Source organism: Elusimicrobiota bacterium (assembly GCA_016182905.1).
In the GTDB taxonomy this organism is placed as follows: Bacteria; Elusimicrobiota; Elusimicrobia; order UBA1565; family UBA9628; genus GWA2-66-18.
Window position 1 is genome coordinate 18,299 of sequence record JACPFR010000023.1, and the last position, 12,202, is coordinate 30,500.

General features: G+C 70.3%; 7 protein-coding genes. 6 read left to right on the forward strand and 1 reads right to left on the reverse strand.

Translation table 11 applies throughout. From position 1 onward, the window contains the following. The first annotated feature begins 13 nt into the window (after positions 1-13). The 5 genes from HYV14_09085 to HYV14_09105 are packed head-to-tail and all read left to right on the forward strand — an operon-like array spanning position 14 to position 10,995. Positions 14-5,767, forward strand: coding sequence for a fibronectin type III domain-containing protein (locus HYV14_09085; protein ID MBI2386151.1), 5,754 nt, complete (start codon positions 14-16; stop codon positions 5,765-5,767). Further along, positions 5,764-6,747, forward strand: coding sequence for a PorV/PorQ family protein (locus HYV14_09090; GenBank protein MBI2386152.1), 984 nt, complete (start codon positions 5,764-5,766; stop codon positions 6,745-6,747). Before HYV14_09085 ends, HYV14_09090 begins: the two co-directional genes overlap by 4 nt. A gap of 1 nt (position 6,748) precedes the next feature. Beyond that, positions 6,749-8,335: a hypothetical protein gene (locus tag HYV14_09095; GenBank protein ID MBI2386153.1), complete on the forward strand. Its 1,587-nt coding sequence runs from the start codon at positions 6,749-6,751 to the stop codon at positions 8,333-8,335. Positions 8,336-8,356: 21 nt separating this feature from the next. After that, a complete protein-coding gene (locus HYV14_09100; protein ID MBI2386154.1) occupies positions 8,357-9,358 on the forward strand; it encodes a zinc-binding dehydrogenase in 1,002 nt (333 codons plus the stop codon). Next, entirely contained in the window at positions 9,355-10,995 is a 1,641-nt protein-coding gene (locus HYV14_09105; protein MBI2386155.1) for a glycosyltransferase family 39 protein, read from the forward strand. Before HYV14_09100 ends, HYV14_09105 begins: the two co-directional genes overlap by 4 nt. A 3-nt stretch (positions 10,996-10,998) precedes the next feature. On the opposite strand, the gene HYV14_09110 is transcribed toward HYV14_09105, so the two are convergent. After that, positions 10,999-11,793 carry an RDD family protein gene (locus HYV14_09110; GenBank protein ID MBI2386156.1) on the reverse strand — a complete coding sequence of 265 codons (795 nt, stop codon included), beginning with the start codon at positions 11,791-11,793 and terminating at the stop codon, positions 10,999-11,001. 139 nt (positions 11,794-11,932) lie between these two features. Here HYV14_09110 and HYV14_09115 point away from each other — a divergent pair. Continuing rightward, the coding region (locus HYV14_09115) for a hypothetical protein (GenBank protein ID MBI2386157.1) at positions 11,933-12,202 on the forward strand (270 nt) is incomplete at its 3' end.

The following is a 12,202-nucleotide window of genomic DNA, read 5'->3' on the forward strand; positions in this document are numbered from 1 at the left end:
TGGCGCAACCTTGATGACCGGCCTCACGATGCGACGCCTCTCGACTGCACTGGCAGCGGCCCTCCTCTTGGCCGCGCTCCCGGCCGTTTCCGCGGCCGCCGACCGGCGCACGGCCCACACGGCGACCCTCCTGACGACCGGCGACGTGCTCCTCGCCGGCGGCGTCAACGAGGCCGGAACCACGCTCGCCACCGCCGAGCTCTACGCGGCCACGATCGGCCGGGTCGTCGTCGGCACGGGCGGCATGGGCGTCGCGCGCGCCTCGCACACCGCGACTTTGATGAGCAACGGCTGCGTGCTCGCGACCGGCGGCAACACCGCGGCGAACGACGCGGCCGTGCCCGTCCCCTCGAACAGCGCGCTGATCTACAACCCGGCCACGAGCTCCTGGGCCGCTCCGGTGGGCGCTCAGACGACCTTGCTCACCGCCCGCTTCAACCACACCGCGACCTTGCTCAACGACGGCCGGGTCCTGATCTGCGGCGGTCAGAACACCAACACGGACATCGTCGGCAACGCGATCCAGAGCTGCGAATACTACACCCCGACGAGCTGCACGAACGGGAGCTTCACCGCCGCGCCGAACCTCCTCCAGGCGCGCTACAACCACACCGCCACCCTGCTCAAGGACGGCAAGGTCTGGTTCGCCGGAGGCCGCAACCCCCTGATTACGGCGACGGGGGGCTACCTGGTGACCACCGAGCGCTTCGATCCGGGCAGCGGCTCCTTCCAGTCCGCCTCGCCGATGATCGAGGCCCGCGCGTATCACACCGCCACCTTGATGGGCGACGGAAAGGCCCTCGTCGTCGGCGGCTACAATCAGCGCGACGTCCTGGCCAACAAGGGCATCACGGAGAGCGCCGAGATCTACGACCCGATCTCGAACAGCGTGACCCCGGCGGCGACGATGAGCTCGCGCCGCCAGTCGCACGCGTCCCTGCTCTCCGCCGACGGCACGGTCACCGTCCTCGGCGGCCTGGGCAATATAACGACGACCTACATCTCGGGATCGGCCCTCAGCCTGGGCCAGAACGTTTTCGGGGCCGGCAGCACGCTCGTGACGGACATGACGGGCGGCGTGGTGGTCCCGACGGCGACCATCAATGCCGGCAGCTCGGGCCTGATCGACCTCGACTTCCTCCTCAACAAGCCCGTGGTCGGGATGATCTCCAACGGCGAGGTGTGGCTGTCGTCGCCGTCGGTCATGCCCTCGTGGGGCGCGATCCGCTTCCTCCCGGCCAGCGAGACGAACCCCTTTGTCGGCGCGAGGATCAACCTCGCCGGCTACTCGGTCGGCTGCCGCGAGCCCTTCAGCGTGGGCAACATCGTCGGCAACTGCGGCAATATCCAGAGGTCCTTGCCGCAGGCCGCCGTCTCTCAGCTGCAGGGCCAGGTCGTGTACTATCCGCGCGTCGGCGTCGCGCTCGGCGGCGACGGGAAGGTGACCGGCGGCACCTTGAACTTCTCGGCCACGATCGACGACTCGAACAATAACGCGACCATCACGGGCGGCTCGAGCTTCCAGGCGACCGTGAAGATCTCCGTGGACAACGCGTTCATCGGCCGCTCGATCCTCAGCGGCACGCTCACTTTGACCGAGGCCGTCCTCGTTCAGCCTAGCTCCTTCACGGCGACCCTCACCGGCGGCAGCGGCGCCGTCCCGGCGACCGCCGTCACCTTGGACGCCTCGGGGAACGCCGAGCTCGTGCTCCCGATGACCTTCAGCTCGCTCGCGGGCGATATCGAGTTCACCGGCACCGTCCCGCAGAGCTTCGCCTCCGGCCAGTCCATCCCGAAGGCCGGCGCCGACATGAGCCTGACCGCGACGGCGAACTTCGCCTACACGATGAACGGCGCCAACCTGGAAGGCCTGACCTTCAACGTCGACGTCGCCACCGTCGTCATCCGCAAGTTCGTCTTCGCGGACACCGAGACCTACAATCCCAAGACGAACTCCTGGCTTCTCTCGCCGGTGGGGGGCAGCTCCACGGCCGACAACCGCTACGGCCATACCGCGACCTTGCTTCCGAACAACGACCAGCTGTTCTTCGGCGGACGCGCCTGCAGCGGCGTGACCTGCGCCACGCAGGTCTCGAACATCTCGCTGGACATGCCCCTCGTCACCTCCGAGAAGAACTTCGCGGCGACGACCGGCCTCGCGGCGCAAAAACGGGCTTTCCACACCTCGACCTTGCTGCCGGACGGCGACATCCTGATCGCCGGCGGCACGAACGGCCCCAGCATCCTCAGCCACGCCGAGCTCTTCACTCCCGCCACGGAGCTCTTCTCGCCCGTCAACGGGGAGATGCGCTACGTCCGCGACCTGCACACGGCGACCTTGCTGCCCAACGGCCGCGTCCTGATCGCCGGCGGCTTCACGACGAACGCGGCGAGCACGGGCTCCACGAACACGGCCGAGATCTACTATCCCGACACGAAGCGCTTCATCGAGACGACCCCGATGATCAGCTCGCGCAGCAACCACAGCGCGATCATGCTGCCCGACGGGAAGGTCTTCGTCGCCGGCGGGTTCGGCCCGGGAGACGTGATCACGGGGAACTCCGAGATATTCATCTCGACGCAGAGCCGCTGGGTCCCGGCCGCGACCATGCCCGGCGGCTGCGAGCGCGCGATCCACGCGACGGTCCAGCTCCGGGACGGACGCATCCTCCTCATCGGCGGCGTCAACTCGAGCGGCCCGCTGAGCACGGTCGCGCGCTACGACCCGGCTCTGAACACCTGGGACTGCGCCAGCGTGGCGGCGATCGGCAACGGCACGCCCGGCGGGCCGTTCGCCCTGCGCTCTCACACCGCGACCTTGCTCTTCGACGGGCGCGTCCTCGTCGCGGGCGGCAACGACGGGCTCGGCGAGGCCAACCGCTCCTTCATCTACGACCCCGCCGGCAACGCCTGGACGTCCACCGACCCGCTGCCCTTGCTGCAGCCCCGGTTCAACCACACGGCGACCTTCCTGCCCAACGGGAACGTCATGATCAGCGGCGGGTCGCAGCGCTTCGGCAACGTCCCGGTCTCGATCGAGAACTACCACGTCAACGCGAGCACGTGGGTGACCGGCGGCGGCGTCAGCGGCGTCGCCTTCGCCGGCGGCGCGCGCGCCTTCCATACGATGACGCTGGCGCTGAACAACAAGATGTACGGCATCGGCGGCAGCGACGGCGTCATCGGCGGAGCCGGCGTCGCGCTGTACAACTCGGCCGAGGCCGGGTACTTCACCCATACGCCCGACGGCTTCTCCAAGGACGCCCCTCCGAGCTTCCGCCAGTCGACGATCTCCGGGACGTTCCTGGGCGCGGTCTCCACGACCGTGTTCCTTCCGGGCCAGAACATGACCGTGACCGGCACCCGCTTCAGGGGGGGGACCGAGGCCTCCGGCGGCGGCGCCGCCTCGGCCAACTCCGCGTTCAGCTTCCCGCACATGGTCCTGTCCCAGGTCGACGGCTCCGGCGGCGCGGCCTCCCAGTCCAACGGCGGCTTCACCGTCGACCTGACCACGCAGATCTTCATCAACCCGGCCAACGGCGCCACGCTCGACACCTCGCTGACCGTAGCACTCCCGGCCACGTCGGCCGGCCTGCCCTACGGCTGGTACACGCTGCGCATGGGCGCCAACGACATCTACTCCAACGGCACGATGATCCAGGTCGGGCCCGCGAAGCCCACCGCGGCGCCGGCGAACCTCGCCGGCACCGCCGCGGGCACCTCCTCGATGACTTGGACCTGGAACCTCATCGCCGGCGTGGACGGCTACAACGTCTACAACGCCACGACCGGCGTGTTCATCACCTCGATCCCCGCCACGGGCGCGCCGACCTTCGTCCAGACCGGCCTCGCCCCGAGCGCGACGACCTCCATCATGGTCGCCGGCTACACCCTCAGCGGCGACGGCCCGCTCACCAACGGGCCGACCACCTACACGGTGTCCACCTGCCCGATCAACGTGACGATAGCCTCCGTGACCTTCTCCGACCTCCTGCTGTACTGGGGCGACAACGGCAACGCGGCCCCCGGCACGATCTACGAGGTCACGCAGTCCAGCGACGCCTTCGTCACCGACGTCTCGACGCCCGTTCCGAGACTGTTCAACGTCGCGGCGACCTCCACGACGATCACGAACCTGGCCGCCAACACGACCTATTACTTCCGCGTGCAGGCGTTCAACCTGATCGGGCTGCCCTCGAGCTTCAGCGCCATCGTCTCGACGCGGACCCGCGCGCCCGTGACCCAGCCCATCGTCATGGGCCTGACGACGATCTCGATCGACTGGCGCTGGGACGATCCGGGCGGGGTGACCAACTACAGGGTCTACAACGCGACCAACAACGTCCTGCTGGGAACGCCCCTCACCAACGTCTTCACCGAGATCGGCCTGGGGACCAACACGGAGCACTCGATCCGGGTCTCCGCCGTGACGAGCGCCGGCGAGGGCCCCCTGTCCCCGTCCGCCTCGGCCTACACGGCCGCCGCGACGCCCGGACCGTTCAACCCGGTCGTCAGTCCGCCGACGACGAGCACCTTACAGATCAACTGGACCAACAACGGCAACCCGCTGCAGACGCCCTACCAGACGACGCTCACCGAGTTCGCGAGCGACGGGTCGATCGTCAAGGTGACGACGACGCCCCCAGTCGTCGCCATCTTCAGCCAGGTCTACGGCGGGCTCATCCCGTCGACGCTGTACGGCTACGACATCGTCGCCGAGAACGGGGACGGCGTCCTGTCCGACGAGCCGCCGGTGGTCTTCGGCTCGACGTACACCTTGCCGGCCCCGCCGTCGGAGCTGACCACGCTCGGGACCACGCCCACCACCATCTCGGTCGGCTGGAGCACGAACAACAACTCGTCCTCGGCGACCTACGAGGTCACCTACTCGACGGACGGCTTCGCGCTCAACGTCTCCACCGCGATCGCGTTCTCGGCCAAGTACGGGGGGAGCGGAGCGACGATCACCGGACTCGTCACCGGCGCCACCTACTCGGTGCGCGTCATCGCGAGCAACCCCTACGGGCAGCTCTCCCAGTTCTCGAACTACGTCACGACCCGGACCTTCAACGGCGGCGCCCCCGTCGGCTCGCTCCAGGGGCCTCTGCTGGCCGCCGCGGACTCGACCTTGTTCGGCTCCCTCGGCAACGGCCGCCAGGTCACCCTGCGCGCCCCGGCCCACGCCTTCCCGGCCGACGTGGTCGTCACGGTCTCCTCCTTCATGCCGGCCGCGACCCTGTGCCCCGGCGCCACGAACATCGCCTTCTCGATCGTGCCCACGCCCTCGCTGCAGCCGATCGGCAGCCTCTACTTCACCTTCGACTACGCGCCCGCCGAGCTCGGGACCATCCCGACGAGCCGCGCCCTGCTGCTGCGCTACGACCCGGGCAGCAATACCTGCGTCCCGCTCGAGACGGTCGTCGACACGACGAACGGACGGATGACCGCCCGCATCAACCACTTCTCGCTGTTCCAGGTCGGACAGGTGCCGCTCTCCGTCTCGGCTGAGACCGCCCGCGTCTTCCCCAACCCTTATTACGCGGGCCGCGACGGCTACGTCACCATCGACAACGTCCCGCCCCTGTCCCGCGTCAGGATCTTCACGCTGCGCGGCGAGCAGGTGCTCGACGTCAAGGCCAACTCCACCGGCCTCCTGACCTGGAGCGGCACCAACGGCTCCGGCCGGTCCGTCGCGAGCGGCGTCTACCTCGTGATGGTCGAGTCCGGCGGCTCGAAGAAGATCCTCAAGCTGGCGGTGATCCGGTGAGGACCATCCTCGCCGCCGTCACGGCGCTCCTGCTCGCGCTTCCCGCGGCCGCGTCCGACTTCGGCCGCGCCGCGGTCGGGACCTCGGGCTCGGAGTTCCTGCTCTTCGACACGAGCGCGCGCGGCATCGCGATGGGCGGCGCCTACTCCGTGGCGACGAACGACGCCGCGTCCCTCTATTGGAACCCCGCCGGCCTCTCGCAGGTCCCGCGCTTCTCGGCCACCTTCCTGCACGCGCAGTACGTCGCCGGGATCACGTACAACGCCGCGTCCGCCGCCAAGCGCATCAACGACAGCTCGGTCATCGCCTTCGGCGTCCGCTACCTCGACGTCGGCGCGATCACGAGGACCGACGTCAACGGGCTGAGCCGGGGGGAGTTCCAGCCGCGCTCCTACCTCGCCGAGCTCGGCTGGGGACAGTCGATCTACGACCTGTCGGACAGCGAGGTGGACGTCGCGATGGGCGTGACCGTCAAGTACCTGCACACCGACTTGCTCGCGCACGCGAACGCCTACGCGGGCGACTTCGGCGTGCATTCCCGCTTCTACGGCACGTCCCAGACCTACGACATCTCGATGGCCATCCAGAACCTCGGCGTAGGCCAGAAGTTCGACCAGGTGCGCGACACTCTCCCCACGCGCCTGCGCTTCGGCGGCGGCGTGCGTCCGATCAAGCCGCTCCTCCTCACGATCGAGGCGATCGCTCCGATCAACAACCTGCCCCACGGCGCCGCCGGCATGGAGTACACCGTCGACGTCCAGAAGAACATCCAGGGCGCGGTGCGCGCCGGTCTCAACTCGCTGACCTACGATTCCCTCGGGATGACCTCGATGCTGAACTTCGGCTTCGGCGTGAAGCTGTCCGACCTGAGCTTCGACTACGCCTTCGCCCCGACGGGAGAGCTCGGCGCGCAGATACACCGCGTGTCCGTCAGCTTCAACCTGCCCGCGAAGATCTCGCGGCGCTACCGGGAGAGATAGCGTGGACCCCCTCGAGCCCCAGCCGCCCGTCCCGCCCCGCCCGGTGCCTCCGGCTCCGCCGCGCCCGGAGCTGATCGCGCCGCCGCCGCGCGTGCCCGCGCCGACGCCGATGATGGATTTCTTTCAGAAACGGATCGAACTGCTGGAGCGAGAGCTCGTCTCCGAGCGCGAGCGCGCCTCCGCCGCGTCCAACCTGCTCTCCCAGCAGGAGGCTTTGAAGAACGAGGTGGAAGGGCACCTGAAGACCCTGACCGACCAGCTGCGCCGCGAGAAGGCCGAGCGCGACGGAGAGGAGGCCAAGTCGCACGCGCGCGGGCGCGTCGAGGCCCTCGAGCGCCGTCTCGACGAGATGAACGCGACGTTCGCCCAGCTCTTGAAGGAAGCCGTCTCCCGCCAGCCGCCTGCCGCCGTTCACCCGGCGGCGGAGCCGGCGCTGGGGGCCGAGCTCGCCGTCTTCCGCCGCGCGATCAAGGACGTCGCCGACCAGGTGGCCCGCTGGCGCGACGAGATGAAGGAGCTGCCCGCCCTCCTCCCCGAGGTGCGCGGCATCGCCTCGCGCATCCCGGAGGACGAGCGCCGCTTAGAGGAGCAGATCTCGCGCCGGCTCGAGGATTTCGCCGCGAAGCTGCAGGGCACCCTCTCCGACTGGGAGCGCCATCACGATCTCGAGCTGCGCAAGCAGGACGACCGCCTCCAGTCCCTCGTCGACGAGCGCGCGGCGCTCTCGAAGCTGTGGCTCGAGCAGGGCCAGTCGATCCGCCAAGAGTTCCTGAAGGAGCGGATCCACCGGGAGACCGCGGTCTCCGACCAGATCGCGGAGCTCGCCAAGCGCCTCGACGCCGTGAACGTCGGCCAGCGCGAGGCCGGCGCGGGCTCCGCCTCGGTGCGGGAAGGCCTCGACCGGATCCTGAAGGCCCTCACCGCGACGCCGAAGGCCAAGGACGAGGTCATCGTCGAGCTCGAAGCCGAGAAGTCCGAGCTCCTGAAGACGATGCGGGAACGTCACGAGCAGCTCCGCGCCGTCCTCGACGAGCGCCGCGCGATCGAGAAGACGATGGGCGACAGCCTCGTCGCGTTGTCCGGCGAGCTCGAGCGCGAGCGCGCCGCGACGCGCGCCGCGGACGCCCGCACCGAGGGCGTGAAGGCGGACGTCGAGACCCTCAAGAACCGGATCGCGGACTTGGAGCGCTCCCTTTCGGAACGCGACGCCCGCGCCGAGTCGCTCGGCGCCGAGCGCGACGAGCTCACCCGCGCCCTGGTCGCCGAGGCCGAAAAGGTCCGCCTCGCGATCGCCGAGCGCACCGCCGCCGACGAGCGCTGGCACCAGCGGATGCTCGAGCTCCAGCGCAGGGTCGAGGACGAGAACGCCCGCGCCTCGCAGGAGGCCGCCGCGACGAGCGACCTGCGCGCCAAGGTCGCGACTTTGTCCGAGCACATGGCCCGCGCCCTCCAGGAGCGGGACGGCATCGTCGCCCGCTTCGCCGACTGGGAGCGCGAGCGGCAGCGCCTGCTCGAGGCCCTCAAGCAAAAGGACGGCATGGTCGCCATGCTCTCCTCCGCCTTCCAAGGCTCGCTGAAAAAGCCCTGAGTCATCTAGTAGAATGACCGCATGAGAGCGGTCATCCTGAAGGCCTTCGGCGGCGTCGACAACCTCGAGCTGGGGACCGTTCCCGATCCCGTCGCCGGCCCCGGCGAGGTCCTTCTGCGCGTGCGCGCCTGCGCGCTCAACCACCTCGACCTGTGGATCCGCGAGGGGCTGCCCGGCTCGAAGGTCAAGCTCCCGCACATCCTCGGCTCGGACGTGGCCGGCGAGATCGGCGGCCGGCGCGTGGCGGTCCATCCGGGCCTGTGCTGCGGCGTCTGCCCGGCGTGCAGGGACGGGAGGGAGTCCGACTGCGCGGACTTCGGCATCATCGGCGCCTACGGAGGCTCGCAGGGCGGTCTCGCGGAGCTCCTCGCCGTCAAGGCCGCGCATCTGCTCGACATCCCCGCGGGCATGCCGTTCGAGGACGCGGCGTCCTTGCCCCTGACTTTGCTCACGGCGTGGCGCATGCTCAAGACCTTGGGCGAGGTCCGGCCGGGCCAGACGGTCGTCGTCGTCGGCGCGGGCGCCGGCGTCTCCGCCGCCGCCATCCAGATCGCGAAGGCCCTGGGCGCGGCCGTGATCGCCACGACGAGCGACCCGGCGAAGGTCGAGCGCGCGAAGGCCCTCGGCGCGGCGCACGTCCTGGCGGCGCCGCCCGCGGACCTCGCGCGCGAGGTCCGGCGGCTCACCGGCGGCGCCATGGCCGACGTCGTCCTCGACCACGTCGGGCCCGCGCTGTTCATGGACGCCCTCAAATGCCTCCGGCCCTCGGGGCGCCTCGTCACTTGCGGCTCGACGTCGGGCCCGAAGGTCGAGCTCGACATGCGCTACGTGTTCAGCCGGCAGCTGCGCATCATCGGCGCGCGGCTGGGGAGCCTGGCGGAGATGCGCGAGGCCTGGGCGCTCGTCGAGTCCGGCCAGGTCCGCCCCGTCGTGGACAAGGTCTATCCGCTCGCCGAGGCGGCCGCCGCGCACGCGCGGCTCGGATCCCGGGGCCAGTTCGGGAAGGTCGTCGTCGCGATATGAAGACCGGCGCCGCCGTGCCCGCCTGGCTGCTCGCCGCGGCCCTCGCGCTGCCGCTGCTCGTCCTCGGATCGCCGCTGATCGAGATCGACGACGCCCGCTACGCCGAGGTCCCGCGCGCGATGGCGGCCTCGGGGGACTGGGTCCTGCCGAGCCTCAACGCGATGCCCTACGTCGAGAAGCCGCCGCTCTGGTACTGGCTGGGAGCGGCCTCGATCGAGGCGTTCGGCCCCGGCGAGGCGGCCGCGCGCCTGCCGATGCTGCTGCTCGCCCTGCTCGGGGCGGGGGGAGTCTTCTGGCTCGGCTCGTGGCTGTACTCGCCCAACATCGGGCGCTCCGCGGCGCTGGCGGCCTCGACGGCGGGGCTCTGGCTGTTCCTCGTCCACAACCTCACGCTCGACCTCCCCGTCAGCGTCTTCCTCCTTTGGACGACGGCGCTCGTCCTCCGCGTGCTGGAGAAGCCGGCCGACGCGTCCTGGGCGGCGCCCGCGGCCTGGGCCGCCGCGGCGCTGGCGTTCCTGAGCAAAGGCCTGATCTCCTTCCTCTTCCCCGTGTTGTGGACCGTCGTGCTGATCGGCCTCTTCCCCAAGTGGCGGCGCCCCGCGCTGAAGCTGCTCTCGCCCCTCGGCGTCGTCCTCGCCGTCGCGCTGGCGGCGCCGTGGTTCCTCGCCGTGCAGGCGAGAAGGCCCGATTTCTTCCACACCTTCTTCATCGAGCAGCACTTCCAGCGCTACCTCACCCCGAAGTACGCGCGCGGCGCGCCGTGGTGGTTCTACCTCGCGGTCCTGCCCGCCGGGCTGCTCCCCTGGACGGCCCCTTTCCTGTCGGGTCTGGCCAAGACGCTGCGCAGCCCGTTCACCGACCCGCGCGCCGCGGCCCTCGCGCTGTGGGTGCTCGGCGTCATCGCGTTCTTCACGACCTCCAACTCCAAGCTCGCCACGTACGCCCTGCCGGTCCTGCCGCACGCGGCGCTCCTGGCGGCGCTCTCGCTCGAGGACGGTCCGCCGAAGTGGTCCTGGCGGCTGTGCCGGGGACTGGGGGCGCTCCTGCTCGCCGCCGCCGCGGTCGGCGCGCTCCTCTATTTCCGCCTGCCGCACCTGTCGCTGCCGCCCATCGGCGCGGACGCCGCCCTTCTCCGGAGACTCGTCGCGCTCGGCTCCGCGCTGCTCCTCGTCCTCGGCGCCGCGCAGGCGTACGCTCCCTCCTCGAAGCGGCCCGCGTTCGCGCTGGGCCTGGGCGCGGTCCTCGGCGGCCTGCTCGCCTACTCCCTCATCGCCGCCGCCTCCCCGCTGATCAGCGTGAAGGAGCTGTCCCTGGCCGTGAAGGCCGCGGCGCGTCCCGGCGACGAGGTCTGGACCTACGACAGCTACCTGCACGGCCTGCAGTTCTACACCGGCCGTCCCGTCGACAAGATGGTCTACTTCGTCGGGGAGTTCCACTACGCGAAGCGCGACGAGGCGAACGCGGAGCGCTTCGGCGACGACGACGAGGTGCGGGCGCTGCCGAGACGGGGGGGACGGACCTTCGTCGCGATGAAGTCGGCCCGGCGCGCGCATTTCGAGACGGTCCCGCCGAAAGGCGCGATCACGTCCTGGCGCGAGTTCGGGCCGTGGTCCCTGGCCGAGTTCCGCGCCCGCTAGGCGCTAAGGTCCTTCGCGGACGACGGGCGTATGATGACGATCGCGCGCTTGCGCGCGAATGCGCCAGCCCCGGTTCCCGGCCTCCATCTTGAAGGGCTCCGCGCGGAACAGCGCGGCCATCGCCGTCCGGAATTCCGCGGGATCGCCGCTCACCTCGGCCAGCTGCTCGATCGAGGCCGCGTAGGTCCCGTGCTTGGCCTTGTAGGCCTCCTGCACCTCGGCGATCACCGCCAGGCCCTCGTTGGCCTTGGCGACGGCGGCGCGGTCGCTCGGCGTAGGCCGCGCCCAGCCGGCGTAGACCTGGTAGCCGAACAGGCCGACGACGGCGAAGGCCCCGACGAGGAACAGCGCCGCGCCCTCGGACGCGGACTTCCGGTACGCCTCGACGACGACGGTGCCGGAGGCGTAGTCGTGGAGGGTCCGGTTCTCCCGGTTGAACAGCGCGACGAGGAAGCCGAAGCTCCCCGCCGTCGTGCCGAGAAGCCAGACCGCGGCGCGGATGAGGCTGGCCCCGAAGCCCGGCGTCCCGCCGTCGCGCGAGACGACGCGCAGGCCGAGCAGGCGCTTGCCGAGCGTGGCGCCCCGCAGGTTGCCGATCAGCTGATAGGCGAAGACCAAGGTCCCCCAGGCGGCCCCGACGAGCGCCAGCAGCTCGGGGGTGGGGGCTTTCGCGAGCGGGCCGAGCAGGAACCAGACGGTCGCGGCCGCGCCGACGGCGAAGGGGACGGCGTCGATCAGGTAGGCGACGAAGCGGTCGCTGAACCGCGCGGCGCGAGTCTCGATGGTCCCGGTCTCCATGACATCAAGTATAGGTGTCGTTGCCGTCTAAATCAAGAACACTCCTTCGGGCCCAGGCGGGCCTAGGCCGTTTGTCCGGACCCGCCTAGAGCGAAAGCCCATGAGCGCCCCCGGGCCCGCCTCCTATAATAGGCTTACGATGAAAACCAACTCCCGGCCGATGCGTGCTACCGCCGCTTTTCTCGCTCTCGCGCTGATCCACGGCGCCTTCGCGCCCGAGGCTTGGTCCCAGGTCGTCTCCATCGGCGCGGTCAGCGCCCCGGTGGGCGGCTCCGCCGCGGCCGCGGCGGGCGGCGCCTCGGCTCAGGCGAACTCCGCGGCCCCGGTCCTCTCCCTCTCGAACGCCGGCCTCGTCTCGAGCTTCTCGGCCCCCGCGATCGCGCCGGCTCCGGCGCGCGCCGCCCTCGCC

What these genes read in the sequence shown, in the direction of transcription:
- HYV14_09100 (MBI2386154.1), top strand. Translation starts at nt 8,357, where the DNA reads ATGAGAGCGGTCATCCTGAAGGCCTTCGGCGGCGTCGACAACCTCGAG.
- HYV14_09105 (MBI2386155.1), top strand. Translation starts at nt 9,355, where the DNA reads ATGAAGACCGGCGCCGCCGTGCCCGCCTGGCTGCTCGCCGCGGCCCTC.
- HYV14_09110 (MBI2386156.1), bottom strand. Translation starts at nt 11,793, where the DNA reads ATGGAGACCGGGACCATCGAGACTCGCGCCGCGCGGTTCAGCGACCGC.
- HYV14_09085 (MBI2386151.1), top strand. Translation starts at nt 14, where the DNA reads ATGACCGGCCTCACGATGCGACGCCTCTCGACTGCACTGGCAGCGGCC.